A 25,991-nucleotide genomic window follows, 5' to 3' on the forward strand; every position below is an offset into this window, starting at 1 on the left:
GAATACGGGCCCCGACCGACAGTCCCCTATTCGGCCGCCTCCCGGACGGCGATGCGGTACGGGTCCTCCCGTCCGTGCCGCCCGCGGTGAGACGATCCGGAGGTGACGGAGACCCAGGCCAGGAACGAGCACGACGAGCCCCACGACGGAGCCCTTTCCACCCGGCTGAACTGGCTGCGGGCCGCCGTCCTCGGAGCCAACGACGGGGTGGTCTCCACCGCCGGACTCGTCGTCGGTGTGGCGGGCGCCACGGGCGACCGGAGCGCGCTGCTCACCGCGGGACTCGCCGGACTGCTCGCCGGATCGATGTCCATGGCCGCCGGGGAGTACGTCTCCGTCTCCACCCAGCGCGACTCGGAGAAGGCCGCCCTCGCCACCGAGCGCCGCGAACTGCGGGACGAACCCGAGGCGGAACTCGTCGAGCTGACCGACCTCCTGGAGGGCAAGGGCCTCAGCCGCGAGGTGGCCCGCGAGGCCGCCCTCCAGCTCACCGAACGCGACGCGCTGCGCGCCCACGCCGAGGTGGAGCTCGGCATCGACCCGGACGAACTCACCAACCCCTGGCACGCGGCGGGCGCCAGCTTCCTCGCGTTCACGGCGGGCGCGCTGCTGCCGCTGCTCGCGATCGTGCTGCCCCCGTCCTCGTACCGGCTGCTGGTGACCGTGGTCTCGGTGCTCGTCGCCCTCACCGCGACCGGCTGGTGGAGCGCCCGGCTGGGCGACGCGCCGGTGGCCCCGGCGGTGCTGCGCAACGCCGGCGGGGGAGCGGTGGCGATGGCGGTCACCTACGCGGCGGGGACGCTGCTGGGGATGGCCGGGGTGTGAACCCGATACGGCCGCTTTGGTGGAACTCGCCAAATATCAGGGGTGGTTGCCCCGGCTTACTTGGTGGTAACAACGTCTGTTCCGGCACCCTCCGGCGGCCCTACGGTTCATCGCATGGAGCCGAACCTGCCCGATGTCGTGCTGTGGTCCCTGCCGGCCTTCGTCCTGCTCACCGTCGTCGAGATGATCAGCTACCGCTTCCATCCCGACGAGGACGCCGCCGGGTACGACGCCAAGGACGCGGCGACCAGCGTGACCATGGGGCTCGGCTCCCTCGGCTTCGACCTGCTGTGGAAGATCCCGATCGTCGCGGTCTACACGGCGGTGTACGAACTCACCCCGCTGCGGGTCCCCGTCCTGTGGTGGACGGTCCCGCTGATGCTGCTCGCCCAGGACTTCTTCTACTACTGGTCCCACCGGGGCCACCACGTCGTCCGCCTGCTGTGGGCCTGCCACGTGGTCCACCACTCCAGCCGGAAGTTCAACCTCACCACCGCACTGCGCCAGCCCTGGACCTCCGCGACCGTCTGGCCCTTCTACCTGCCGCTGGTCGCCTGCGGGGTGCACCCGGCCGCCCTCGCCTTCTGCCAGTCGGCCAACCTCGTCTACCAGTTCTGGGTGCACACCGAACGCGTCGGGAAGCTGCCCCGGCCCTTCGAGTACGTCCTCAACACGCCCTCCCACCACCGGGTGCACCACGCCTCCCAGGGCGGCTACCTCGACCGGAACTTCGGCGGCATCCTGATCCTCTGGGACCGGGCCTTCGGATCGTTCACCGAGGAGACCGAACGGCCCGTCTACGGCCTTACCAAGAACATCGCCACCCACAACCCGCTGCGCGTCGCCACCCACGAGTACGCGGCGATCGCCCGGGACGTCCGGGCGGCGGGAAGCTGGAGCGAGCGCGCCGGACGGGTCTTCCGCGGCCCCGGCTGGCAGCCCGCCGGAACCACCGCCCCCGCCCCCACCGGCGCCGCGGCCCCGCAGCACCCTCCGGTCGCCGGGACCACCGGATGACCGGCGGCGCGGGAGCCGGCTCCGGGAGTGGGACGCCTCACGCGCGGGCGGCCCGCTCCGCGCCCCTGCTGCTCGCCGCCTACCTCGTCCTGTCGGCCGTCGACCTGGGCGGGCTGCTGGCCGGGGCGGAGACCGCCCACCTCCTCGCCAAGCCGCTGCTGATGCCGGTGCTCGCCGCGTACGCCGCCGTCCGGGGCGGGCCCCGGTGGCTCATCGCCGCGCTGCTCCTCGGATGGGGCGGCGACCTGGCCCTGATGGTGGACCACGACACCGCCTTCCTCCTCGGCATGGGCTCCTTCGCCGCCGGACACCTCTGCTACCTCCGGCTCTTCGGCCGGGCGCCCGCCCCGCGCGCCGCGGGCGGCGCCTACGCGGCCCTGCTCGCCGCCGTCCTGGTGGCGATGTGGGGCGACCTGCCGGCCGGGATGCGCCTGCCGATGGCCGGGTACAGCCTGCTGCTCGCCACCATGGCCTGGCGCTCCGGCGCCCTCGGCCGGTACGCCGCAGCCGGCGGGGCGCTCTTCCTGCTCTCCGACTCGCTGATCGCCACCGGGGTCGCCGGCTGGCCGCAGCCGCCCGGCCACGACTTCCTCGTCATGCTCACCTACCTCGCCGCCCAGCTCCTGCTGACCGCCGGAGCACTCGGGGGTATCGGGAGACCCACGCCGACGAGGGCGTACCGTGGAAAGGTTGAAACCGCCTGAAACCAGCGAGGAACCCCCACATGCGCGCCACCGTCATCCACGCCCCGCACGACATCCGGGTGGAGGAAGTGCCGGACCCGGTCGTCCAGCAGCCCACCGACGTCGTGGTCCGGGTGCTGCGCGCCTGCATCTGCGGCAGCGACCTGTGGGCCTACCGGGGCGAGTCCGCCCGCAAGCCCGGCCAGCGCATCGGCCACGAGTTCCTCGGCATAGTGGAGCAGGCCGGCTCCGAAGTCACCGGCTTCACCGCCGGCGACCTCGTCGTCGCCCCCTTCGTCTGGTCGGACGGCACCTGCGCCTACTGCGCCGACGGCCTCCACACCTCCTGCCCGCAGGGCGGGTTCTGGGGCTCCGAGGGCTCCGACGGCGGACAGGGCGAGGCCGTCCGGGTCCCCTTCGCCGACGGCACCCTCGTCAAGCTCCCCGCCGAGGCGGCGTCCGACGACCGGCTGCTCACCGCGCTGCTGGCCCTCTCCGACGTGCTCGGCACCGGCCACCACGCCGCCGTGGGCGCCGGGGTGAAGCCCGGTTCCACCGTCGCGGTCGTCGGCGACGGCGCGGTCGGCCTCTGCGGCGTCATGGCCGCCAAGCGCCTCGGCGCCGACCGGATCATCGCGCTGGGCCGCCACACCGCCCGTACCGACATCGCCCGGGCCTTCGGCGCCACCGACGTCGTCGCCGCGCGGGGCGAGGAGGCCGTGGCCGCCGTACGCGAGCTGACCGGCGGCGCCGGCGCGCACAGCGTCATCGAGGCGGTCGGCACCGAGCAGTCCATGCGGACCGCGTTCGGGATCGCCCGCGACGGCGGGGCGGTCGGCTACGTCGGCGTCCCGCACGGCAGCGGCACCGGCCTGGACCTCGGCGACATGTTCAACCGCAACGTCGCCCTGCGCGGCGGGGTCGCCCCGGTGCGCGCGTACATCCCCGAGCTGCTCCCCGACGTGCTGGACGGCACCATCGACCCGTCGCCGGTCTTCGACCTGGCGGTCGGGCTGGACGAGGTGCCCGCCGGATACAAGGCGATGGACGAGCGCACCGCGCTGAAGGTCCTCGTCAAGCCGTAAGGTCCTCGTCGAGCCGTAGGGAACGGACGCCGGAGGGGCCCGGAGCGCAGACGCGCTCCGGGCCCCTCCGTTTCGAGCGCCGTCAGTAGCTGACCGCGTCCAGCGCGTCCACGTTGCCGGCTCCGTAGAAGCCGTTGTACGCCTTGCCGCCCGTGCAGACCGCGTCGACGGTGCCGTCGCTGTCGATGTCGTACGGGGCTCCGCACGCGGTGGCGTCGGCCTCCAGGGCCAGCAGCGCCTTCACCGCGGCGGGCGAGGCGTGCGGGTGCTTCGACTCGATCAGGGCCACGACACCCACGACGTGCGGGGTCGCCATCGACGTACCGGCCTTGTAGCCGTACTGGCCGCCCGGCAGCGTCGAGAGGATGAGGCCGCTGGTCGCCGGGGCCTCGGGCTTCTGGTAGATCGTCGAGTCACCGCCGGGGGCGGCCACGTCGACCACGCCGTAACCGTAGTTCGAGTACGACGCCTTGAGTCCCTTCGCCCCGGTGGCGGAGACGGTCACCACGCCCGGCAGCATCGACGGGATGTCGAGGCAGGTGCGCGGGTCGATGACCCGGTCCTCGGTGACGGTGTCGTTGGGGCTCGTCGAGTCCTCGATCGACTTGGCCGCCAGGTCCTCGGCGGAGTTGCCGGCCGCCGCGACGTTCACGACACCCTTGCCCTCGGCGTAACGGGTGGCCCGGCCGAGCGCCTCGACCAGGGCGCCCTGGTCGGGGTCGTTCTTGCAGTTGTAGAGCCACGGGTCGGTGTAATAGCTGTTGTTCGTCACGTCGACGCCGTGCTCGGCGGCCCAGACGAAGCCGCAGACGACGGCCTCCGTGTAGAAGAACCCGTCCGAGGTCGCGACCTTGATCCCGGCGACCTTCACACCCGGGGCGACGCCCGTGACGCCGATCCCGTTCTTCGCCGCGGCGATGGTGCCGGCCACGTGGGTGCCGTGGTCGCTCTCACCCGCGGCGGGGCGCCAGGACCCCGGCGTGGTGTCGGGGGCGCCGGAGACGCAGTTGGCGGAGGCCGCCGCGTCGAAGTTGGGCGCCAGGTCCGGGTGGGTGTCGTCGACGCCCGTGTCGATCACGGCTGCCGTGACGTTCCTGCTGCCGAGGGTGATCTCATGGGCCTTGTCCGCCTTCATGGCGGGCAGGTCCCACTGCAAGGGCTCCAGCGGATCCTGCGACACGGTCGCGCCCTCGGCCGCGCCGGCCGCCTCCGCCGCCGTGAGCGGCTGCGCCGCCGCGCCCACGTCGGTGGTCGCCTGCGGGACGATCGGGTTGGTGCGGGTGGCGCCGGCCGATTCGACACCGCGCACCTTGCGGATGGTCTCCGCGAACGCCGGGTTCTGCGAGTGGACGACGATGACGCCGATCTGGTCGTACGCGACGACGATCGTGCCGCCGGCCTTCGCGATGGCCTTCTCGACCTGCTCGACGGTCTTGTGACTGCCTTCGGTGTTCACGACGTAACTGAGCTTCGGGCCGTCCTGCGACACGGCCGGGGCCGACGCGGCCGAGGCGGTGGTGGCCGGAAGGAAGCCGAGGGAAGCGGTGAGCGCGATTCCTACGGGCAGCGCGAGTGCACGTACGCGCCGGGATGCCAGATGAGCCATGGGTTCTCCACATCATCCGTATCAGCCGGCCGGACACCTTGCGTGTCTGGTCGGGTACATGACCAGTGAAGTTAGCGTCGATCATCGCCACGCATCAATGAATTGAGGCAAACGAGTTCGAAGGGTGATCTACGCGGGCCGTTCGGGGGGCTTTCACGCCATCCGCGACGGCCGAAAGCGGGAATGAACCGCTTCGTCGCGCCGCACGTGCCGTTGTCAGGGGAGTCGCACGACCGATTCCAGCGGAGGTTCCCCATGAAACCGATCACGTCGCCCATCACCGCACCCGCGTCGCGAGGAGAATCCGTGGCTACCGATGCACCGCCGCCCGAACACAGTACGGACACCGGTCGGGACCAGCCCACCACCGAGGCCTACCTGGAGGTCCAGGAGAGCGCGGAATTCGCCGAACTGCGCCGCTCGCACCGGTCGTTCGCCTTCCCGCTGACCGTCGCCTTCGTCACCTGGTACCTGGTCTACGTCCTGCTCTGCAACTACGCGGGCGACTTCATGGGCACCAAGGTCGCCGGCAACATCAACGTCGCGCTCGTCCTCGGGCTCGCCCAGTTCGCCACGACCTTCCTCATCGCGTGGTTCTACTCCCGCCACGCCGCCACCAAGCTCGACCCGAAGGCGGCGGCCATCAAGTCCCGTATGGAGGCCGACGCATGAGCGCCGCCCAGGTCGCGCACCCCGCCGTCCAGCTCGCCGCAGCCGAAGGCGCGAGCGACCACCGGACGCTGATCATCACCCTCTTCGCGGTCTTCGTCGTCGCGACCCTCTTCATCACCGTGTGGGCCGGCCGCCAGACCAAGAGCGCCGCCGACTTCTACGCGGGCGGACGCCAGTTCACCGGCTTCCAGAACGGACTCGCCGTCTCCGGCGACTACATGTCCGCGGCGTCCTTCCTCGGCATCGCCGGAGCCATCGCCCTCTTCGGCTACGACGGCTTCCTCTACTCCATCGGCTTCCTCGTCGCCTGGCTCGTCGCCCTGCTCCTGGTCGCCGAACCCCTGCGCAACTCCGGCCGCTACACGATGGGCGACGTCCTCGCCTACCGCATGCGCCAGCGTCCGGTACGCACCGCCGCGGGCGTCTCCACCATCGTCGTCTCGATCTTCTACCTGCTGGCCCAGATGGCCGGGGCCGGCGTCCTCGTCTCGCTGCTCCTCGGCATCACCAGCGACGGCGGGAAGATCGCCATCGTCGCCCTGGTCGGCCTGCTCATGATCGTCTACGTCACGATCGGCGGCATGAAGGGCACCACCTGGGTGCAGATGGTCAAGGCCGTCCTGCTCATCGCGGGCACCCTGCTCATCACCTTCCTGATCCTGCTGAAGTTCCACTTCAACATCTCGGACCTGCTGGGCACCGCCGCCACCAACAGCGGCAAGGGCCACGCGTTCCTGGAGCCCGGCCTCAAGTACGGCGCCACCGGCACCTCGAAGCTGGACTTCCTCTCCCTCGGCATCGCCCTGGTCCTCGGCACCGCCGGACTGCCGCACATCCTGATCCGCTTCTACACCGTGCCCACCGCCAAGGCCGCCCGTAAGTCCGTCAACTGGGCCATCGGCATCATCGGCGCGTTCTACCTGATGACGATCGTGCTCGGCTTCGGCGCCGCCGCGCTGCTCAAGCCGGACGACATCATCGCCTCCAACAAGGCGGGCAACACCGCGGCCCCGCTGGCCGCCCTGGAGATCGGCGGCGGCTCCGGCTCCACCGGCGGCGCCGTACTGCTCGCGGTGATCTCCGCCGTCGCCTTCGCCACCATCCTCGCCGTGGTCGCCGGACTCACCCTGGCGTCCTCCTCGTCCTTCGCCCACGACATCTACGCCAACGTCATCCGCAAGGGGAAGGCGACCGAGAAGGAGGAGGTCCGCGCCGCCAAGTGGGCCACCGTCGCCATCGGCATCGTCTCCATCGGCCTCGGCGCCATGGCCCGCGACCTCAACGTGGCCGGACTGGTCGCCCTGGCCTTCGCCGTCGCCGCCTCCGCCAACCTGCCGACGATCCTCTACAGCCTCTTCTGGAAGCGGTTCACCACCCAGGGCGCCCTCTGGTCCATCTACGGCGGGCTCGCCTCCTCCGTGCTGCTGGTGCTCTTCTCGCCGGTCGTCTCCTCCAAGCCGACCTCGATGTTCCCGGACGTCGACTTCGCCTGGTTCCCGCTGGAGAACCCCGGCCTCATCTCCATCCCGCTGGGCTTCCTGCTCGGCCTGATCGGCACCCTGCTCTCCAAGGAGGAGCCCGACAAGGGCAAGTACGCCGAGCTGGAGGTCAAGTCCCTCACCGGCGTCGCCGCACACTGAGCGCGGGAGTTCACACAAGCGTACGGATCGAGCACGTCCCAACGCGCCGGTCACACCGTAGAGTCCTCACGGGTGACCGGCGCCGGTCGTGGCACCACCCGTCGTGGAACCAGCGGGCGCGGAACCACCGTGCGCGGGGTCCGGCCGCCCGGCTCGCGTAGTCTCGGAAGGGACGAGTCAGGACCGAACCACGGACACGCCGTGAAAGCCATCGGGGGAGGGGCGCACATGCTCATCGACACCTATGACCGGGTCGCCACCGACCTGCGCGTCTCCCTGACCGACAAATGCAACCTCCGCTGCACCTACTGCATGCCCGAAGAGGGCCTCCAGTGGCTCGGCAAGAGCGAACTGCTCAGCGACGAGGAGATCGTCCGGCTCGTCCGGATCGCCGTCGAACTGCTCGGCATCACCGAGGTGCGCTTCACCGGCGGCGAGCCCCTGCTCCGCCCCGGACTGGTGGGCATCGTCGAGCAGTGCGCCGCGCTCACTCCCCGCCCCCGGATGTCCCTCACCACCAACGGCATCGGGCTCAAGCGCACCGCCGCCGCCCTCAAGGCCGCCGGCCTCGACCGGGTCAACGTCTCCCTGGACACCCTGCGGCCCGACGTCTTCAAGACCCTGACCCGCCGCGACCGGCACAGGGACGTGCTCGACGGACTCACCGCCGCGCACGAGGCGGGCCTCACCCCCGTCAAGGTCAACTCCGTGCTCATGCCCGGACTCAACGACGACGAGGCCCCCGACCTGCTCGCCTGGGCGGTCGCCCACGGTTACGAGCTCCGCTTCATCGAGCAGATGCCCCTCGACGCCCAGCACGGCTGGAAGCGCGACGGCATGATCACCTCCGGTGACATCCTCGCCTCGCTGCGCACCCGCTTCACGCTCACCGCCGAGGACGACGGCGCCCGCGGCTCCGCCCCCGCCGAACGCTGGACCGTGGACGGCGGCCCGCACCGCGTCGGGGTCATCGCCTCGGTCACCCGCCCGTTCTGCCGGGCCTGCGACCGTACCCGGCTCACCGCCGACGGGCAGGTCCGCACCTGCCTCTTCGCCCGCGAGGAGACCGACCTGCGCACCGCGCTGCGCTCCGGCGCACCGGACGAGGAGATCGCCCGGCTCTGGCGCGTCGCGATGTGGGGGAAGAAGGCGGGATCGGGCCTGGACGACCCGTCCTTCCTCCAGCCCGACCGGCCGATGTCCTCGATCGGCGGCTGACGAGGCGTACCGCTCCGGCGGCCGCCGTCCTGTACGCGGGGGACCAGTCCTGCGCGCAGGCGGTCAGTCCTGGGCGCGGGGGATCAGTCCTGGGCCGTGTCCGAGGCCGGCGCCTCCCAGTCGGCCAGCGCCACCACGTCCTTCAGGAAACCCCGCACCCCCAGGAACTGCGACAGGTGCTCGCGGTGCTCCTCGCAGGCCAGCCAGGTCTTGCGGCGCTCCGGGGTGTGCAGCTTGGGGTTGTTCCAGGCGAGCACCCACACCGCGTCCGCGCGGCAGCCCTTGGCGGAGCAGATGGGGGTACCGGTGTCGCTCTCGGCGGAAGTCAGGGGGAAGTTCACGGCCTCCACCCTAAAACAGCCGGCGGGGCGGCCTCCGCGCGCGTCCGGAGGGCGAGAAAAAACGACGCCGAGCAGCCACGGGGGGAGCTGCTCGGCGTCGGTCTCTCGCTCCGACGGGGGATGCGGAGCGCATAAAGGAGTATGTCACGCACGCCCTGCCGGGGTGCACCTGAACTCCACGATTGAGTTGAGGTTTTCTTGAGCTCCGCCCGCGGGCGAAGCTCATCCGTGCCCGTGCGGATACCGGGTGCGACCGTCCGTCCCGGCGGCCGTGTCCGTACCGGTTCCGGCGCGGTCCTCGAAGGCGTGCCCCGCACCCGTTCCGTCGCCCGTTCCCGCTCCGAAGCCCGGTTCCAGGGCAGGCAGCACGGGGGCGGGCACGAAGGTGGACGGCAGCGAAGGGGTGTTCTCCCGGCCCGCGTTGGCGATGACCACGGCCACGTACGGCAGCAGCAGGCCCAGGGCCAGCGCCACGATCGAGATGTGCCGCTCGACGTTCCACAGGACCGCGGCGAGGATCACCGAGACCGTCCGCACGGACATCGAGATCACGTACCGGCGCTGCCGGCCGCGCACGTCGTCGGCCAGCCCCTGCCGGGCCCCGGTGATCCGGAAGACCTCCGCGTCGTTGCGCTTGCCCATCATGTCTCCACCGCCTGCTCGCCGCGCCGGACGCCCCGGACCGGACCGCTATCACGGTACGCCCGGCCCGCTCCGCGATCGAGACCGGGTGGGCCGGTCGCGCCCTCCCGGTACCCGTACGGCATCGCCCGACATGCGCGGGAAGCGCCCGCACACGAGACTTGAGCGCATATGCGCAGGACGCGCAGTTCGAGGAGGCGGTATGAGCTGGTTGTGGGCGATCATCGTGGGCCTGGTGCTGGGTCTGATCGCGAAGGCGATCCTTCCGGGCAAGCAGGACATCCCGCTCTGGCTGACGACCGTGTTCGGCATCATCGGCAGCATCCTCGGAAACGCCGTCGCGGCCTGGATCGGCGTCGAGGACACCAAGGGCATCGACTGGATCCGGCACGTGCTCCAGTTGATCGGCGCGGTGGCGGTGGTCGGTGTCGGCGACGTGGTCTGGCAGTCGATCCGGGGACACGGCAAACAGAGAACCTGATTCCGGACGGGCGACACCCCCGACGGCGGAGGCCGGACACGCATGACGCGTGCCCGGCCTCCGCCGTGTCCGAAAGGGTTCAGCCCGCGGCGATCTCGACCACCGCGAGGTTCTTCTTGCCCCGGCGCAGCACCAGCCACCGGCCGTACAGCAGGTCCTCGGCGGCGGGCAGGGCGTCGCCGTCGGTGATCTTGACGTTGTTCAGGTAGGCGCCGCCCTCGTTCACCGTGCGGCGGGCACCCGACTTGCTCGGCGCGAGACCGACCTCGACCAGCAGGTCCACCAGCGGCGCGGGCTCGGCGACCTTCGCGTGCGGCAGCTCGGAGAGCGCGGCACCCAGCGTCGCCTCGTCGAGCTCACCCAGCTCGCCCTGGCCGAACAGCGCCTTCGACGCGGCGATGACGGCCGCGCACTGGTCGGCGCCGTGCACCAGCGTCGTCAGCTCCTCGGCCAGCGCGCGCTGCGCCGTACGGGCCTGCGGACGCTCCTCGGTGACCTTCTCCAGCTCCTCCAGCTCGGCCTGGGACTTGAAGCTGAGGATGCGCATGTACGGGGAGATGTCGCGGTCGTCGACGTTCAGCCAGAACTGGTAGAACGCGTACGGGGTCGTCATCTCCGGGTCCAGCCAGACGGCGCCGCCCTCGGTCTTGCCGAACTTAGTGCCGTCCGCCTTGACCATCAGCGGGGTCGCCAGCGCGTGCACCGTCGCCGCGGGCTCCAGGCGGTGGATCAGGTCGATGCCCGCCGTGAGGTTGCCCCACTGGTCGCTGCCGCCCTGCTGGAGGATGCAGCCGTGGCGCCGGTACAGCTCCAGGAAGTCCATGGACTGGAGCAGCTGGTAGCTGAACTCGGTGTAGCTGATGCCCTCCTGGGATTCCAGGCGGCGGGCCACGGAGTCCTTGGTCAGCATCTTGTTGACCCGGAAGTGCTTGCCGATGTCCCGCAGGAACTGGATCGCGGACATGCCGGCGGTCCAGTCCAGGTTGTTCACCATGACCGCGGCGTTCTCACCCTCGAAGGAGAGGAACGGCTCGATCTGCGAGCGCAGCCGGGTCACCCAGGCGGCGATCGTCTCGGGGTCGTTCAGCGTGCGCTCGGCGGTCGGCCGGGGGTCGCCGATCTGGCCGGTCGCCCCGCCCACCAGCGCCAGCGGGCGGTGGCCCGCCCGCTGGAGCCGGCGCATGGTGAGGACCTGGACCAGGTGGCCGACGTGCAGGCTGGACGCGGTCGGGTCGTAGCCGCAATAGAAGGTGACCGGACCGTCGCCAAGAGCCTTGCGCAGGGCGTCCTCGTCAGTGGACTGGGCGAACAGCCCGCGCCACTTGAGCTCGTCGACGATGTCCGTCACGGTTCCGTGTCTCCTTCAGCGAGTGAACAGTGGGCCTCCGTGCCTGCCGGGCCCACTCCCGGCCAGTCTAAGCGGTGGCCCGGGCCGCCTCCGATCCGATGACGGCCGGGGGCGCCCCGTACCTCCTGCTCACACCCCCCGGCTGACCGAGCTCATGTTGAAGTCCGGGATGCGCAGGGCCGGCATCGCGGCGCGGGTGAACCAGTCGCCCCACTCGCGCGGCAGCGTCCGCTCCGTGCGGCCCGCCTCGGAGGCGCGGGAGAGCAGGTCGACCGGCGATTCGTTGAACCGGAAGTTGTTCACCTCGCCGACCACCTCGCCGTCCTCCACCAGGTAGACGCCGTCCCGGGTCAGCCCGGTCAGCAGCAGCGTCGCCGGGTCGACCTCCCGGATGTACCAGAGGCAGGTCAGCAGCAGCGCCCGGCCGGTGGTCGCCGCCACCATCTCGTCCAGCGACCGCTCGCCGCCGCCCTCCAGCAGCAGGTTGTCGATGGCCGGGGCCGGCGGCAGGCCGGTCGACGCCGCCGTGTGCCGGGTGGTGGTCAGCCGCTCCAGCCGGCCGCCGGCGATCCAGTCGGTCGATTCGAGCGGCAGCCCGTTGTCGAAGACGGACGCCTCGTCCCCCGAGGAGTGCGCGATCACGAACGGGGCCGACTCCAGCCCCGGCGCGTGCGGGTCGCTGCGCAGGGTCAGCGGCAGCGGCGAGAGCGTCTCGCCCAGCCGGGTCCCGCCACCAGGCCGGGAGAACACCGTCCGGCCCTCGGTGGCGTCCCGGGCGGTCGACGACCAGAACTGGTAGATCAGCAGGTCGGCCACGGCGGTCGGCGGCAGCAGCGTCTGGTACCGGCCGGCCGGCAGCTCGATCCGCCGCTCCGCCCAGCCGAGGCGCCGGGCCAGCTCCGCGTCGAGGGCCGCCGGGTCGACGTCCTTGAAGTCCCGGGTGGCCCGCCCGGCCCACGCGGACCGGGAGCGGTCCGGCGACTTGGCGTTCAGCTCAAGGGTGCCGGTCGGCTGGTCGTGGCGGAGCCGCAGCCCGGCCGAGGTGCCCAGGTAGGTGGAGACCATCTGGTGGTGCGCGAAGCCGTACAGCTCGCGGCCGCCCGCGCGGGCCCGTGCGAAAGCCTCACCGAGGGCCGGCGCGAAGTCGGTGAAGACGTCCGACCCGGTCTCGGCGGGCGCGTCGGTGAAGTCCGGGGAGACCGGTACGCCGGTGACCGGCGGCTGGGCGTCCTCGGCGGGACCCGCCGCGCGGGCCGCCGCCTCCGCCGCCCGTACCAGCGGTTCCAGGTCGTCCGCCGTGACGGCGGAGCGCGAGACGACCCCGGAGGCCGTCCCCTCGGAGCCGTCCACGGTGGCGACGACGGTCAGCGTCCTGCCCCGGGTCACGCCGTTGGTGGTCAGGGCGTTGCCCGCCCAGCGCAGGTTGGCCGAGGACGCCTCGTCGGCGATGACCACGCAGCCGTCGGCGGTGGACAGTTCGAGGGCGCGCTCGACGATCTCGTACGGCTTGCTCGCGCGGCTCATCGGCCCGCCTCCTGCGTCGTGTTGAGGATGTTCACGCCCCGGAAGAGAGCGGACGGGCAGCCGTGCGAGACCGCCGCGACCTGGCCCGGCTGGGCCTTGCCGCAGTTGAAGGCGCCGCCCAGCACGTACGTCTGCGGGCCGCCGACCTTCTCCATCGAGCCCCAGAAGTCGGTGGTCGTCGCCTGGTACGCGACGTCCCGCAGCTGACCGGTCAGCTCACCGTTCTCGATCCGGAAGAACCGCTGCCCGGTGAACTGGAAGTTGTAGCGCTGCATGTCGATCGACCAGGAGCGGTCGCCGACCACGTAGATCCCGCGCTCCACCCCGCCGATCAGATCCTCGGTGGAGAGCCCGCCCGGGTCGGGCTTCAGCGAGACGTTGGCCATCCGCTGCACCGGAACATGGTCCGGCGAATCGGCGTACGCGCAGCCGTTGGACCGGCCGAGGCCGGTCAACTTGGCGATGCGCCGGTCGAGTTGGTAACCGACGAGGGTGCCGTCCTTGACCAGGTCCCAGGACTGCGCCTCGACGCCCTCGTCGTCGTACCCGATCGTCGCAAGCCCGTGCTCGGTCGTCCGGTCGCCCGTCACGTTCATCACCGGGGAGCCGTACGCCAGCTTCCCCAGCTGGTCGAAGGTGGCGAACGAGGTCCCCGCGTACGCCGCCTCGTACCCCAGCGCCCGGTCCAGCTCGGTCGCGTGGCCGATCGACTCGTGGATGGTCAGCCAGAGGTTCGACGGGTCGACGACCAGGTCGTACCTCCCCGCCTCCACGCTCGGCGCCCGCATCTTCTCGGCGAGCAGCCCCGGGATGCGCTCCAGCTCGCCGTTCCAGTCCCAGCCGGTGCCGGTCAGGTACTCCCAGCCGCGGCCGGCCGGCGGGGCGATCGTCCGCATCGAGTCGAACTCGCCCGTCGTGCCGTCCACCGCCACCGCCGTCAGCTGCGGATGCACCCGCACCCGCTGCTGCGTGGTGACCGTGCCCGCGGTGTCCGCGTAGAACTTGTTCTCGTGGACGGCCTTCAGCGAGGCGTCCACGTGCGCGACCCCCGCCGCCCCGAGCAGCCGCCCGCTCCACTCGGCGAGCAGCCCGGTCTTCTCCTCGTCCGGTACGGAGAACGGGTCGATGCCGTACGAGGAGACCCAGGTCCGCTCGCCGTGCACCGGCTCGTCCGCCAGCTCCACCCGCTCGTCGGAGCCCGCCGCCGCGATCACCTTCGCCGAGAGCTTCGCCATGGCGACGGCCTGCGAGGCCACCTTCGCCGCCGCGTCCATCGTCAGGTCCACACCGGACGCGAACCCCCACGCCCCGCCGTGCACGACCCGCACCGCGTACCCGAGGTCGGTGGAGTCCGAGGCCCCCGAGAGCCGGGCGTCGCGCAGCCTCAGGGAGGCGCTGCGCACCCGCTCGAAGCGGAAGTCCGCGTGCGTGGAGCCGAGCGCGCGGGCCCGTGCGAGGGCGGCGTCGGCGAGGGCCCGTAGGGGCAGGGCGAGAAACGACGGGTCGATGTCATGGGCCACGGACGGCCTCCCTTGCGCTGTGGAATCGTGCCCGGGCGTGAAGTCAATCACGGGGCGGCCGGGGCGTGATGGACGGTCGGGCGCATCACCTCCACCGCGGAAAGCGCCCCGCGCGGCCCGCCCGGAGCACCACCGCCGGCGGCACCGACTGTGGGAACCCCACAGCACCTCGCACGAGCCACTGTCAGGGCCCGATTCTCCGTACGCCGCACCGTACCGATAGGTTTTCGACGTACCAGACCGTCAAGGAAAGGGTGATCCGTTGAGCCGCTCGGTTCTCGTCACCGGAGGAAACCGGGGCATCGGCCTCGCCATCGCCCGCGCCTTCGTCGACAACGGCGACAAGGTGGCGATCACTTACCGCTCCGGCGAGCCGCCCCGGGAACTCACCGAGGCGGGTGTGCTCGCCGTCCGCTGCGACATCACCGACGCCGAGCAGGTGGAGCAGGCCTACAAGGAGGTCGAGGAGAAGCACGGCCCCGTGGAGGTGCTGGTGGCCAACGCCGGCATCACCAAGGACCAGCTCCTCATGCGGATGTCGGAGGAGGAGTTCACCTCCGTCATCGACACCAACCTCACCGGCACCTTCCGTGTGGTCAAGCGCGCCAACCGCGCCATGCTGCGCGCGAGGAAGGGCCGCGTGGTCCTCATCTCCTCCGTCGTGGGCCTCCTCGGCTCGGCCGGTCAGGCCAACTACGCCGCTTCCAAGGCCGGACTGGTCGGGTTCGCCCGGTCGTTGGCCCGCGAGCTCGGCTCGCGGAACATCACTCTCAACGTCGTCGCGCCCGGTTTTGTCGACACCGACATGACGCAGGTGCTCACCGAGGACCAGCGCAAGGGCATCGTCGCCCAGGTCCCGCTCGGCCGCTACGCGCAGCCCGCGGAGGTCGCCGCGGCGGTCCGCTTCCTCGCCTCCGACGACGCGTCGTACATCACTGGAGCCGTCATCCCCGTTGACGGCGGATTGGGCATGGGTCACTGATCACCATGAGCGGAATTCTCGACGGCAAGCGCATCCTCATCACCGGGGTGCTGATGGAGTCCTCCATCGCGTTCCACACCGCCAAGGTGGCCCAGGAGCAGGGCGCGGAGATCATCCTCACCGCCTTCCCCCGCCCCACCCTGACGGAGCGCATCGCCAAGAAGCTCCCCAAGCCCGCGAAGGTGCTCGAACTCGACGTCACCAACGCCGAGCACCTCGACCGGCTCGCCGGTCTGGTCCGCGACGAGCTCGGCACGCTGGACGGCGTCGTCCACTCCATCGGCTTCGCGCCGCAGGACGCCCTCGGCGGCAACTTCCTGAACACCCCGTTCGAGTCGGTCGCCACCGCGATGCACGTCTCGGCGTTCTCGCTGAAGTCGCTCGCGATGGCCTGCAAGCCGCTGATGACCGAGGGCGGCTCGATCGTCGGCCTCACCTTCGACGCGCAGTTCGCGTGGCCGCAGTACGACTGGATGGGCCCGGCGAAGGCCGCGCTGGAGGCCACCTCCCGCTACCTCGCCCGTGACCTGGGCGCGGACAACATCCGCTGCAACCTGATCTCCGCGGGCCCCCTCGGCTCCATGGCCGCGAAGTCCATCCCGGGCTTCGGCGACCTCGCGAAGGTCTGGGACACCCGGTCGCCGCTGGCCTGGAACATGGCCGACCCGGAGCCCGCCGGCCGGGGCGTCGTCGCCCTGCTGTCGGACTTCTTCCCGAAGACCACGGGCGAGATCATCCACGTCGACGGTGGCGTGCACATGATCGGCGCCTGACCCGTACGGACCCCTGTCGGCCGCGTACCCGCATCCGGATCCCTCCGGAGGGTGCGCGGCCGACGCGCGTTCCGGTCCGTGTCCCGCCCCGGCGAACCGGGCCGGGGGAGCCTCGTACGGGGCGTACGGAGCACGGCTGGAGCCCCGCCGTGCACGGTCCGTGACTCCCCGGGTCGAAAAGACCGCCGATCCACCGCAGAATGTGGAGGAACCGGACTCTGGTCAGGCTGCGGGGAGGAGAACGCCATGCGTCCCACGCGTCGCCGCACCTGGGTTCTGCTCGTCTCCGCGGCAGCCGTCGCGGCCCTCGCGGTCCCGGTCGGGATCCACGCCGCCGGATCGGGCGGAGCCGCCGGATCCGAGGGCTCGGGCACCCGCACACCGTCCCCGGAGCCCTCCGGATCGGAGTGCCGCACCACGGTCGAGGGCTCCCTGGTGGTCTCCTACTGCCACAACCCGTACCCCTCCCTCGACCATGTCCGGCTGCACACGGAGTGCGCCCGGTGGTGGGACGTGGACGGCGACGGCGCGGCGGTCGTCGTCGAGCCGGGGCGGACCGTCCGGCTCCAGGACCGCTGCTGGAAAGAGGTGGCCACCGCCTGGGTCACCCACAGCGCGACGCCGGACGCCGCTTGAAGGCTGCCCGGGGCGCTCCGGTCAGGGCCTTTCGGGCAGAGCCTCTCCGGTCGGGGCTTTCCGGCAAGGGCTTTCCGGCTGGGGCTCCCCGCGAGGGCTTTCCGGTCAGGGCCTTTCGGGCGGGCAGTGCAGCGCGTGACCCCCCGCCTCCTCGGCCGCCCTCCGCGCGTCGCCCTCGCGGATCGCCTCGACCAGCCGCCCGTGGTCCATGAGGTCCTCCGGCCGCAGCTCCGGGCCCACGTCGCCGCGCAGGTAGTCGCGGAGCACGTCGCCCAGGTCCGCGTAGATCCCGGTCAGTACGTCGTTGTGCGCGGCGGCCACGATCGCCAGGTGCAAGGTGGCGTCCGCCTCGACGAACCCCTCCGCGTCCCCCGCCGCCCAGGTCTCCTCGCGCCGCGCCATCAGGGCGTCCATCTGCTTGAGGTCGCGGTCGGTACGCCGTCCGGCCGCCAGCCGCGCCGCCGCCGACTCCAGTACCGACCGGAGCTCGGACACGTGGCGGGTATCGGCGGTCGCGAAGCGCCGCTGCATCACCCCGGCCAGCTCGCTGGTGGCCACCACGTAGGTTCCCGAGCCCTGGCGGATGTCCAGCAGACCGTTGTGGGCGAGGGCGCGCACCGCCTCACGGACCGTGTTGCGGGCCACGCCGAGCTGCTCGACCAGCTCCGGCTCGGTGGGGATGCGCGAGCCGACGGGCCACTCGCCCGAGGTGATCTGGTTCCTCAGCTGGGCAATCACCTGGTCGGCGAGTGCCGAGCGCCGGGGGGACGTCAGCGCCATGAGACTCCTTGCTTCGCAGTGCTCCGCAGTGCTCCGAGCCCTCGGTGGCCCGGAAACCTCCCGGCTTCCGGGTGCGGCGAGGCGTGGTCCGGATTCTGTCAGGAGCGCCCGGGACGTCCGTTCGCCGGGAGCGCCGTCGCCGGTGGTGTCCGTACCCCGGCAGCGCCGTCGCCGGTGTGTCCGCGCCCCGGAGCGCCGTCGCGCCGGGGTGGACAACCAATCATCCCATGATTCTATGATGGCGTCATGCTGGAAGACGTCACCGAGACACCCGACCCGGCCGCCGCGACCCCGGCACGGGGTCCCGAACCGACCGTCCCGAAGTCCGCGCCCCCCGCCGGGGACACCCCCGCGACGGTCTCCCCGTGGCTGCCGCGCCTGCTCGCCGCCGGCCTCGTCCTGGCCGCGCTCAACCTCCGCCCGGCCATCACCAGCCTGGGCTCGCTCCTCGAAGAGGTACGCGACGGGCTCCACATGAGCGGCGGGGTCGCCGGCGCCCTCACCTCGGTGCCGCAGCTCTGCTTCGCGGTGTTCGGGATCACCGCCCCCCGCCTCGCCCGCCGCTTCGGCCCCGCCGCCGTCGTCCTCGCGGGCATGGTCGCGATCACCGCCGGCCTGCTGATCCGCCCCTTCACCGGTTCCACCGTCGGATTCCTGCTCGCCAGCACCCTCGCCCTGATGGGTATCGCGGTGGGCAACGTCCTGATGCCGGTGATCGTCAAGCGCTGGTTTCCCGACCGCGTCGGATCGATGACCGGCCTCTACTCGATGGCCCTCGCCTTCGGCACCGCCCTGGCGGCCGCGGCCACCGTGCCGGTGACCGACGCGCTGGGCGGCAGCTGGCGGACCGGCCTCGCGGTCTGGGCCTCGCTCGGCGTTCTCGCCGTACTGGTCTGGATCCCGCTGGTGGTGCGCAGCCGCGCGGGCGCCCCGGGAGGGGTGGCCGCGGCCGTCCCGCAGCAGGCGGCCGTCGGCTTCAGGATCACCAGGATTCCGACCGCCTGGGCCCTCGCCTGCTACTTCGGGCTCCAGTCCACCGCCGCGTACATCACCATGGGGTGGATGCCGCAGATCTTCCGGGACGCGGGGATCTCGGCGAGCACGGCGGGCGTGCTGCTCGCCATCACCATGGTCATGGGCGTGCCGCTCGCCTTCGTCATCCCCCGGGTCGCCGCCGGGATGCGCAACCAGGGCCCGATCGTCCTCGTCCTGGGGATCTGCGGCCTCGCCGGGTACGCCGGCCTCTACCTCGCTCCGGCGGGCGGCGCCTGGTTCTGGGCGGTGCTGCTCGGCATCTCCAACTGCTCCTTCCCGCTCGCCCTCACCATGATCGGCATGCGCACCCGCACCGGCGCGGGCGTGGCCCGGCTCTCGGTGTTCGCCCAGTCCACCGGCTATCTGATCTCGATCCCCGGCCCGCTCCTCGTCGGCGTGCTCAACGAGCGCAGCGGCGGCTGGGGCCTGCCCATCGCCTTCATGGCGGCGCTGATGGTTCCGCAGATCGTGGTGGGCGTGTTCGCCGGACGGGACCGGACGATCGACGGCCATGGGTGAGATGCGAGACTTGCCTCATGCCAGTGCTCGATCCGCATCCCCAGAACGGCCAGAAGAAGCTTCTCCTCGTGCTCGGGGCCATGCTTCTCATCACTGTGATCATCGGAGTCATCGCCTCGGTCTTCGCCCCCTGACGACGGCGGCCGTCCGCCCGCCCGGGCACGGCACGGCCTCCGGGGGAGGGTGGGGACAGCCCCACCATCCCCTAGGGGGCCAGGTTCAGGGTCGAGTGGGTGGGTCACCGGATGGGCGGCCCGACCGCCCTTCCGTAGGTTCTGAGTAAAGGAACCCACGACCCTCGGAGGCGGCCATGCCGGCCCGTACGAACCCCCGGCCCGCGCGCGGGCCGGCCGCCGGGGCTCCGGTGCGGCTGCCCTGGTGGGCGCTGGCTCTGCCGGTGCTCGCGTTCGCCGTGCTGCTGCTCATGATCACCGACCCGGAGCAGGCGCACGCCGCCTCCGCCGACCCCGGTCTCGGCCGGTTCGTCGAGCGCGCGCTCGATCATTTGTCCTACTGAACCCCCTCGTGGCCCTCCCTTTCACCCCTGGCGGTCGAGCCCGTCAACACCCTGCGCCCGGGGCGCCGATTCGTGCGAAGCTGAACGACATGAGCGTCGACACACCTCGCAGGATCGTTCTTCTCCGGCACGCGAAGGCGGAATGGTCGCAAGCCTCCGATCACGAGCGGCCGCTCGCGGAGCGCGGACGCAAGGACGCGCCCGTGGCCGGGCGGAAGCTCGCCGATTCCGGCATCGACTTCGACCTTGCCCTGTGCTCGACCGCCGCCAGGACGCGGGAGACCTGGAAGCTGGCGGTCCACGAGTTCGAGCAGCGCCCCAGGACCGTGTACGAGGAGCGGTTGTACGACGCCTCCCTCGGCGAACTCATCGCCCTCTTCAACGAAACCCCCGACGAGGTGCGCAACCTGCTCGTCATCGGCCACAACCCGGGGATGCACGGCGCGGCCGACGCCCTCGCGGGCTCCGCCGAGAGCGATGTACTGGCCCGGATGACCAGGGACGGCTTCGCGACCGCCGCCTACGCCGTCCTGGAGTTCCCCGGCACGTGGAAGAGCGTCGAACTCGGCGCGGGCAGGCTCACCGGCTACTGGACGCCCATCGACTGAGGTCCCACCGTATGTTCCACCGTACGGAAGGGCCCCGGCACGCACGCCGCGTGCCGGGGCCCTTCCGTGTACGTACGGGGAACGGGCGGAGCGTCCTCAGGCGCCCGGGGCGTCCGCCGCCTCGACCTCTTCGCGGGTGATGCCCAGCAGATAGAGCACGGTGTCCAGGAACGGCACGTTCACCGCCGTGTGCGCCGCCTGCCGGACGACCGGCTTGGCGTTGAACGCCACCCCGAGACCCGCGGTGTTCAGCATGTCCAGGTCGTTGGCGCCGTCCCCGATCGCCACCGTCTGCGCCAGTGGAACGCCGGCCTGCGCGGCGAAGCTGCGCAGCAGCCGGGCCTTGCCCGCCCGGTCCACGATGTCGCCCACGACCCGCCCGGTGAGCTTCCCGTCGACGATCTCCAGCGTGTTGGCGGAGGCGAAGTCCAGCCCCAGCCGCTCCTTGAGGTCGTCCGTGACCTGGGTGAACCCGCCCGACACGACGCCGACTTGGTAGCCGAGCCGCTTCAGCGTACGGATGAGGGTACGGGCCCCGGGGGTCAGCCGGACCTCCGCGCGCACCTTCTCCACGACGGACTCGTCGAGTCCGGCCAGCAGGGCGACCCGGGCGTGCAGGGACTGCTCGAAGTCCAGCTCCCCGCGCATCGCCTGCTCGGTCACCGCGGCGACCTCCTTCTCGCAGCCCGCGTGCGCGGCGAAGAGCTCGATCACCTCGTCCTGGATCAGCGTGGAGTCCACGTCCATCACCACCAGGCGCTGGGCCCGGCGGCTCAGACCGGCCGACATCACCGCCACGTCCACACCGATCTGCGCGGCCCCCACCGCCAGCGCGGTCCGCAGCTCCTCGGTGCCCGCGCCGGAGACCGCGAACTCGACGGCCGTCACCGGGTACTTCGCGAGCCGGAAGATCCGGTCGATGTTGGCACCGGTCGACGTGATCCTGGCCGCTATGGCGGCGGTCGACTCGGCGGTCAGCGGGTTGCCCAGCACGGTCACGTGGGAACGGCCGTCGCCGCGCGGACGGTTGTCACCCGTCCCCGAGATGATCTCGGCCTGCAGCTTCAGGGACTCGGCCCAGCTGTGCACGGTCGCCCGCAGATCGCCCTCGGTGGTGCCGCCGGCCGTCGGGGTGGTCACCAGCGCGCACAGCACGATCCGGCCACGGGTGACCACCTGCTCGATGTCCACGACGTCCACCGCGTAGGCGGCGAGCGTGTCGAAGAGCCCGGCGGTGATACCGGGACGGTCCTTCCCGAAGATCTTCACCAGAAGAGTGGGGGAGTCGCCGCCCGGACGGGACCCGGGGAGCTCGGAGGACGAGGGAGACTGAGATGGCTGAGATGCGCTCATGGTGGTTCCACCGTATCGGTCGCCCGCGGAGCCCCGGCACGCCGTCCCGAGTGGCGGACACCCGGGCCCCGCGACCTGCGGGGCTGCCTCCGGCACCGCTTGCGGCCCCGCCCGGGACACCTCCGGGGCACCTTCCGGGAGACCGCCGGGCACCTCCCGGGACACCTTCGCGGGGCCCGCTGTGCCGCCGCCGGGCCGACTCCCGCCAACGCGCCCCGGGACGCCCGGCTTTCGGATCGGGGAGACTCCCTGGAATAGTGCCCCCCGATGTTCAGCATCCCTGGGCTTCCGCACAGCGGGGGAAAAACGGGGGACGACAAGTGGGGCGCGGAGTGCCAGAACTCGTACTGGAACTGAATGGCAGAACCTGGACGCTCGATCCGTCCAGGTCGTACACGCTCGGACGTGATCCACAGGGGGACCTGACGTTCGAGGACGCCCGGGTGTCGTGGCGGCACGCCACGATCGGCTGGGGAGGAAACGGCTGGTTCATAGAGGACCACGGCAGCACCAACGGCACCTATGTGCGGGGCGACCGGGTGCAGCGGGCGGAGATCGGCCCCGGCACCGAAGTGCGCCTCGGCAACGCCAACGACGGACCCAGGGTCGCCCTGACCGCTCCCGCCGCCGCGCCGCCGCAGGCGCAGGCCGGACCGGCCCAGCAGGCCCCGTACCAGCAGGCCCCGTACCAGCCGCCGGTGGCGCAGGCCCAGCAGGCGGCGCCGTACCAGCCGCAGGCAGCCCCGTACCAGCCTCCCGTCGCCCCCGCGCCGCAGCAGCCCGCGCCGCAGCAGCCCTGGCAGCAGCCGCAGGACCGGACAGCGCAGGCGCAGGACCGGATGGCCCAGGTCCCGCACCAGCAGGGGCCCTTCGCGGGGGCCGGGGGACCGGTGCACAGCGACCGCAGCCCGACCACCTTCCACCAGCTGGCGCTCGGCCGGGTCATGCGCATCGGCCGTGCCCTGGAGAACGAGCTGGTCGTCTCGGACCTCCAGGTCTCGCGCCTCCACGCCGAGTTCCACGCGACCCCCGACGGCCGCTTCGAGATCCGCGACCTCGGCTCGCACAACGGCACGTACGTCAACGGCCAGCAGCTCCAGAAGTCCGGTTCCGCGTTCCTCGGGCCGAACGACATCGTCGGTGTCGGCCACTCCACCTTCCGGCTGGTCGGGGACCGGCTGGAGGAGTTCGTCGACACCGGTGAGGTCTCCTTCTCCGCCCGACACCTGACGGTGACGGTCGACGGCGGCAAGCAGATCCTCAAGGACGTCTCCTTCGGCATCCCCGAGAAGTCGCTGGTCGCGGTGATCGGCCCGTCCGGCTCCGGCAAGTCCACCCTGCTCAAGGCGCTCACCGGCTACCGGCCCGCCGACCAGGGCGACGTCCTCTACGACAACCGTGACCTCTACAAGCAGTTCGCCGAGCTGCGCCAGCGCATCGGGCTCGTCCCGCAGGACGACATCCTGCACAAGGAGCTCAAGGTCACCAAGGCGCTGAAGTACGCGGCCAAGCTCCGCTTCCCCGCCGACACCACCGAGGCCGAGCGCCAGGCCCGCATCCAGGAGGTCCTCGTCGAGCTGAAGCTCGACGTCCACAAGGACAAGCTGGTCACCTCTCTCTCGGGCGGCCAGCGCAAGCGCGTCTCGGTCGCCCTGGAGCTGCTGACCAAGCCGTCGCTGTTGTTCCTGGACGAGCCGACCTCGGGCCTCGACCCGGGCATGGACCGCGACGTGATGCAGCTGCTGCGCGGGCTCGCCGACGACGGCCGTACGGTCCTCGTCGTCACCCACTCCGTCGCCGAGCTGGCGATCTGCGACAAGCTGATCGTCATGGCACCCGGCGGTGCGGTGGCGTACTTCGGGCCGCCGGAGGAGGCGCTCAACTTCTTCGGCTACGACACCTGGGCCGACGTCTTCTCCGCCTTCGAGAACTACCGCGACTACGACTGGGCGGGCCGCTGGCGTGGCTCGCAGCACTACCAGATGTACGCCGCCGACATCGACGCCGTCGCCGCGCAGCCCGTGAACACCGCGCCCCCGCAGCAGCTGCGCCCGCCCAAGCCGCAGGGCTGGGCGACACAGCTGTGGACCCTGATCCGCCGGTACGTCTCGGTCCTGGCGTCCGACAAGTTCTTTCTGTGCCTGATGGTCATGCTGCCCGTGGTCCTGGGCGCCCTTGCCATGGTCATCCCGGCCAAGCTCGGCCTGGTCGCCCCGGCCGATCCCCGCAAGTTCAACGGCAAGGCCGGTTCGATCGTGCTGGTCCTCGCGGTCGGCATAAGCCTCGCCGGTGCGGCCAACTCCGTACGAGAACTGATCAAGGAACGCATCATCTACGAACGGGAACGGGCCACCGGCCTGTCCCGGTCCGCGTACCTGATGTCCAAGGTCATCGTGCTGGGCGTGATCACGATGCTGCAGGGCGTCATCATCTGCGTCATCGGTCTCCACGGCCGGCAGCTGCCGGAGGAAGGGCTCGTCATGTCGCCGGCCGCCGAGATCTGTGTCTCGATCATGGCGCTCGGCTTCGCCTCGGTGATGGTCGGCCTGGTCATCTCCTCGCTGGTGAAGACAGCCGAGAAGACCATGCCGCTGCTCGTCATGTTCGCGATCGTGCAGGTCGTCTTCGCCGGGGTGCTCTTCCAGATCTTCGACTCTCCCGGCCTGGAACAGCTCGCCTGGCTGGCGCCGTCGCGCTGGGGCGTGGCCGCGGTGGGCACCACGCTCGACCTCTCCCGTCTCATGCCACCGTGGGACGCCGAGAACCCCACTGATCTGGACCCGCTCTGGGAGCACTCGGCGGGCGCGTGGGCCACCGACCTCGCGGTGCTGGTGGCGTTCGGTGTCGCCTGCGGCTTCGTGGTCGCCCGGCTGCTGCGCCGCCACGAGCCCGAGGTCATGCGCAAGTAGTGGACACCCCCGCGCTCCCGGCCGTGCCCGGGTACGCGGACGCGCCGGAGGGCGGCACCCCACTCGGGGTGCCGCCCTCCGGCGTTTCAGCCGTGCTCAGGCCCTGGGCCCGCGGTCCTGCCGCGAGGAGCCGGTCAGTACGCGCTGTCGACGTTGTCGATCGTGCCGTACTTGTCGGCCGCGTAGTTGGCCGCGGCGGTGATGTTGGCGACCGGGTCGTACTGGCTGTGGACCGTGCCCGGGACGTGGTAGTAGTCGAAGGTCGGCTTGATGATCTGCAGCAGACCGATCGACGGGACACCGTTCTGGGCGTTGATGTCCCAGTCGTTGATGGCCTGCGGGTTACCGCTGGACTCGCGGATGATGTTGCGGTGCAGCCCCTCGTACGTACCGGGGATGCCCTTCTCCTTCATGATCGCGAGGGACTCGCGGATCCAGCCGTCCAGGTTGTTCGCGTAGACCGGCTTCCGCTCGGCGGAGCGGCTGGCGGACTCGTTGGAGGAGCGCTGCGCGGCGTCGGACTTCGCCTCGGCGGCGGCCTTGGCCTTCGCCTCGTCCGCGGCCTTCACCTTCGCCTCGGCCTCGGCACGCTGTGCCGCCTTGGCGTCGGTCAGCGCCTTCGCGTCGGCGACGGCCTTGGTGCGGGCGGCCTCGTCCTTCGCCTTGGCGGCGTCGGCGGCCTTCACCAGCTTGGCGGCGGTCGAGTTCTGCTCGATCACGCTGTCCTGCACGGCCTTGGCCTGAGCCGAGTCGGCTGCCGACGCGAAGACGACCGGGGACGACGCCACGGAGGCGTTGGTGCTCTCGGCCTGAGCGCTGCTGGGAACCAGCGAGAACGTCAGGGCGGCAACACCCAGCGCGGAGACGCCGGCGACGGACAGCTTCTGCGTCTTGTTCAGACGACGGGTTCGGTCAAATATGCGGGACGCGGACATGCAGACGTACCTCTTCGAATCGTTGGAACCCCGTGCGGGGCGCCAGGACGGAGAGTGGCGGTGCGCCTCTCTGTCAGGTGGAAATGCAATTCTTAGCGACCGCAAAATGCCCTGGCAAAGGTGTGACGTACGAAGCCGCCTAGTGGATCAGAGTCTTATGTCCGTTTCGTCGAGGCCCGTCATGACGGCTTAAATCACCCTTATTCATCCACTAACGGGCTTCGTACGTGACGTGAGTCCTATGCGTGGGCTCACATCGAGCAACCGCCGGTCTCACTGCGCGTTGCATGAGCAATCCGCAGTGTCAGGGGAAGTTCCCGGCGGGACCGGAGGCCGGTCCGC

General features: G+C 71.1%; 25 protein-coding genes. 16 read left to right on the top strand and 9 right to left on the bottom strand.

The window, feature by feature from the left end; genetic code table 11:
• Positions 1 to 102 precede the first annotated feature (102 nt).
• The 4 genes from ACWCWD_RS07535 (at position 103) to ACWCWD_RS07550 (ending at position 3,610) form a co-directional block, all read left to right on the top strand.
• Positions 103 to 825 carry a VIT1/CCC1 transporter family protein gene (locus ACWCWD_RS07535; RefSeq protein ID WP_450770930.1) on the top strand — a complete coding sequence of 241 codons (723 nt, stop codon included), beginning with the start codon at positions 103 to 105 and terminating at the stop codon, positions 823 to 825.
• A 114-nt stretch (positions 826 to 939) separates the two neighbouring features.
• On the top strand, positions 940 to 1,842 hold the full coding sequence (locus ACWCWD_RS07540; protein WP_450770931.1) for a sterol desaturase family protein: 903 nt from the start codon (positions 940 to 942) through the stop codon (positions 1,840 to 1,842).
• Positions 1,839 to 2,546: a lysoplasmalogenase gene (locus ACWCWD_RS07545; protein ID WP_450770932.1), complete on the top strand. Its 708-nt coding sequence runs from the start codon at positions 1,839 to 1,841 to the stop codon at positions 2,544 to 2,546. Before ACWCWD_RS07540 ends, ACWCWD_RS07545 begins: the two co-directional genes overlap by 4 nt.
• Positions 2,547 to 2,566: 20 nt before the next feature.
• Positions 2,567 to 3,610, top strand: a complete 1,044-nt coding sequence (locus ACWCWD_RS07550) for a zinc-dependent alcohol dehydrogenase family protein (protein ID WP_450770934.1) — start codon at positions 2,567 to 2,569, stop codon at positions 3,608 to 3,610.
• Positions 3,611 to 3,692: 82 nt separating this feature from the next.
• Here ACWCWD_RS07550 and ACWCWD_RS07555 read toward each other — a convergent pair whose 3' ends face one another.
• On the bottom strand, positions 3,693 to 5,216 hold the full coding sequence (locus ACWCWD_RS07555) for a S8 family peptidase (protein WP_450770935.1): 1,524 nt from the start codon (positions 5,214 to 5,216) through the stop codon (positions 3,693 to 3,695).
• Positions 5,217 to 5,522: 306 nt separating this feature from the next.
• Between ACWCWD_RS07555 and ACWCWD_RS07560 the strand changes: the two genes are divergently transcribed.
• From ACWCWD_RS07560 to moaA, 3 genes are all read left to right on the top strand, one after another.
• Positions 5,523 to 5,888, top strand: coding sequence for a DUF485 domain-containing protein (locus tag ACWCWD_RS07560; RefSeq protein ID WP_450770936.1), 366 nt, complete (start codon positions 5,523 to 5,525; stop codon positions 5,886 to 5,888).
• On the top strand, positions 5,885 to 7,528 hold the full coding sequence (locus ACWCWD_RS07565; protein ID WP_450770938.1) for a solute symporter family protein: 1,644 nt from the start codon (positions 5,885 to 5,887) through the stop codon (positions 7,526 to 7,528). The genes ACWCWD_RS07560 and ACWCWD_RS07565 overlap by 4 nt, the downstream gene beginning before the upstream one ends.
• Positions 7,529 to 7,756: 228 nt before the next feature.
• Positions 7,757 to 8,746, top strand: a complete 990-nt coding sequence (gene moaA, locus ACWCWD_RS07570) for a GTP 3',8-cyclase MoaA (RefSeq protein ID WP_450770940.1) — start codon at positions 7,757 to 7,759, stop codon at positions 8,744 to 8,746.
• An 83-nt stretch (positions 8,747 to 8,829) separates the two neighbouring features.
• Here moaA and ACWCWD_RS07575 read toward each other — a convergent pair whose 3' ends face one another.
• Entirely contained in the window at positions 8,830 to 9,087 is a 258-nt protein-coding gene (locus tag ACWCWD_RS07575; RefSeq protein WP_450770942.1) for a hypothetical protein, read from the bottom strand.
• Positions 9,088 to 9,309: 222 nt separating this feature from the next.
• Complete coding sequence (locus ACWCWD_RS07580) at positions 9,310 to 9,732, bottom strand: DUF3099 domain-containing protein (protein WP_450770944.1); 423 nt, start codon at positions 9,730 to 9,732, stop codon at positions 9,310 to 9,312.
• Positions 9,733 to 9,931: 199 nt separating this feature from the next.
• Between ACWCWD_RS07580 and ACWCWD_RS07585 the strand changes: the two genes are divergently transcribed.
• A complete protein-coding gene (locus ACWCWD_RS07585) occupies positions 9,932 to 10,210 on the top strand; it encodes a GlsB/YeaQ/YmgE family stress response membrane protein (RefSeq protein ID WP_266702929.1) in 279 nt (92 codons plus the stop codon).
• Positions 10,211 to 10,289: 79 nt separating this feature from the next.
• Here ACWCWD_RS07585 and tyrS read toward each other — a convergent pair whose 3' ends face one another.
• The 3 genes from tyrS to ACWCWD_RS07600 form a co-directional block, all read right to left on the bottom strand.
• Entirely contained in the window at positions 10,290 to 11,558 is a 1,269-nt protein-coding gene (gene tyrS / locus ACWCWD_RS07590) for a tyrosine--tRNA ligase (protein ID WP_450770946.1), read from the bottom strand.
• A gap of 129 nt (positions 11,559 to 11,687) precedes the next feature.
• Positions 11,688 to 13,082, bottom strand: a complete 1,395-nt coding sequence (locus ACWCWD_RS07595) for a metallopeptidase TldD-related protein (protein ID WP_450770948.1) — start codon at positions 13,080 to 13,082, stop codon at positions 11,688 to 11,690.
• Positions 13,079 to 14,602, bottom strand: a complete 1,524-nt coding sequence (locus ACWCWD_RS07600) for a TldD/PmbA family protein (RefSeq protein ID WP_450770949.1) — start codon at positions 14,600 to 14,602, stop codon at positions 13,079 to 13,081. Before ACWCWD_RS07600 ends, ACWCWD_RS07595 begins: the two co-directional genes overlap by 4 nt.
• A gap of 262 nt (positions 14,603 to 14,864) precedes the next feature.
• On the opposite strand from ACWCWD_RS07600, the gene fabG reads away from it, so the two are divergent.
• The 3 genes from fabG to ACWCWD_RS07615 all read left to right on the top strand — a co-directional run bounded on the left by fabG (position 14,865) and on the right by ACWCWD_RS07615 (position 16,993).
• Positions 14,865 to 15,584 carry a 3-oxoacyl-[acyl-carrier-protein] reductase gene (gene fabG, locus ACWCWD_RS07605; protein WP_450770950.1) on the top strand — a complete coding sequence of 240 codons (720 nt, stop codon included), beginning with the start codon at positions 14,865 to 14,867 and terminating at the stop codon, positions 15,582 to 15,584.
• Positions 15,585 to 15,589: 5 nt separating this feature from the next.
• A complete protein-coding gene (gene fabI / locus ACWCWD_RS07610; RefSeq protein WP_450770951.1) occupies positions 15,590 to 16,357 on the top strand; it encodes an enoyl-ACP reductase FabI in 768 nt (255 codons plus the stop codon).
• Positions 16,358 to 16,603: 246 nt separating this feature from the next.
• Positions 16,604 to 16,993: a hypothetical protein gene (locus tag ACWCWD_RS07615; RefSeq protein ID WP_450770953.1), complete on the top strand. Its 390-nt coding sequence runs from the start codon at positions 16,604 to 16,606 to the stop codon at positions 16,991 to 16,993.
• A gap of 105 nt (positions 16,994 to 17,098) precedes the next feature.
• Here ACWCWD_RS07615 and ACWCWD_RS07620 read toward each other — a convergent pair whose 3' ends face one another.
• Positions 17,099 to 17,773, bottom strand: a complete 675-nt coding sequence (locus ACWCWD_RS07620; protein WP_450770955.1) for a FadR/GntR family transcriptional regulator — start codon at positions 17,771 to 17,773, stop codon at positions 17,099 to 17,101.
• A 246-nt stretch (positions 17,774 to 18,019) separates the two neighbouring features.
• On the opposite strand from ACWCWD_RS07620, the gene ACWCWD_RS07625 reads away from it, so the two are divergent.
• The 4 genes from ACWCWD_RS07625 to ACWCWD_RS07640 all read left to right on the top strand — a co-directional run bounded on the left by ACWCWD_RS07625 (position 18,020) and on the right by ACWCWD_RS07640 (position 20,452).
• The gene (locus ACWCWD_RS07625; protein ID WP_450770957.1) at positions 18,020 to 19,327 is read left to right on the top strand and encodes a CynX/NimT family MFS transporter; all 1,308 of its coding nucleotides are present in this window, start codon (positions 18,020 to 18,022) and stop codon (positions 19,325 to 19,327) included.
• 17 nt (positions 19,328 to 19,344) lie between these two features.
• Entirely contained in the window at positions 19,345 to 19,461 is a 117-nt protein-coding gene (locus tag ACWCWD_RS07630) for an SGM_5486 family transporter-associated protein (protein WP_327175008.1), read from the top strand.
• Positions 19,462 to 19,637: 176 nt separating this feature from the next.
• On the top strand, positions 19,638 to 19,844 hold the full coding sequence (locus ACWCWD_RS07635; protein WP_450770959.1) for a hypothetical protein: 207 nt from the start codon (positions 19,638 to 19,640) through the stop codon (positions 19,842 to 19,844).
• An 89-nt stretch (positions 19,845 to 19,933) separates the two neighbouring features.
• Complete coding sequence (locus ACWCWD_RS07640) at positions 19,934 to 20,452, top strand: SixA phosphatase family protein (RefSeq protein WP_450770961.1); 519 nt, start codon at positions 19,934 to 19,936, stop codon at positions 20,450 to 20,452.
• A 96-nt stretch (positions 20,453 to 20,548) separates the two neighbouring features.
• On the opposite strand, the gene serB is transcribed toward ACWCWD_RS07640, so the two are convergent.
• Positions 20,549 to 21,805: a phosphoserine phosphatase SerB gene (gene serB, locus ACWCWD_RS07645; protein WP_450770963.1), complete on the bottom strand. Its 1,257-nt coding sequence runs from the start codon at positions 21,803 to 21,805 to the stop codon at positions 20,549 to 20,551.
• Between the two features lie 320 nt (positions 21,806 to 22,125).
• Between serB and ACWCWD_RS07650 the strand changes: the two genes are divergently transcribed.
• Complete coding sequence (locus ACWCWD_RS07650; RefSeq protein WP_450770965.1) at positions 22,126 to 24,714, top strand: FHA domain-containing protein; 2,589 nt, start codon at positions 22,126 to 22,128, stop codon at positions 24,712 to 24,714.
• A gap of 134 nt (positions 24,715 to 24,848) precedes the next feature.
• Here the strand turns inward: ACWCWD_RS07650 and ACWCWD_RS07655 are convergent, their stop codons facing one another.
• Entirely contained in the window at positions 24,849 to 25,649 is an 801-nt protein-coding gene (locus ACWCWD_RS07655) for a transglycosylase SLT domain-containing protein (RefSeq protein ID WP_450770967.1), read from the bottom strand.
• Positions 25,650 to 25,991 lie beyond the last annotated feature (342 nt).

The sequence above is a fragment of the Streptomyces sp. NPDC001493 genome, assembly GCF_053597235.1.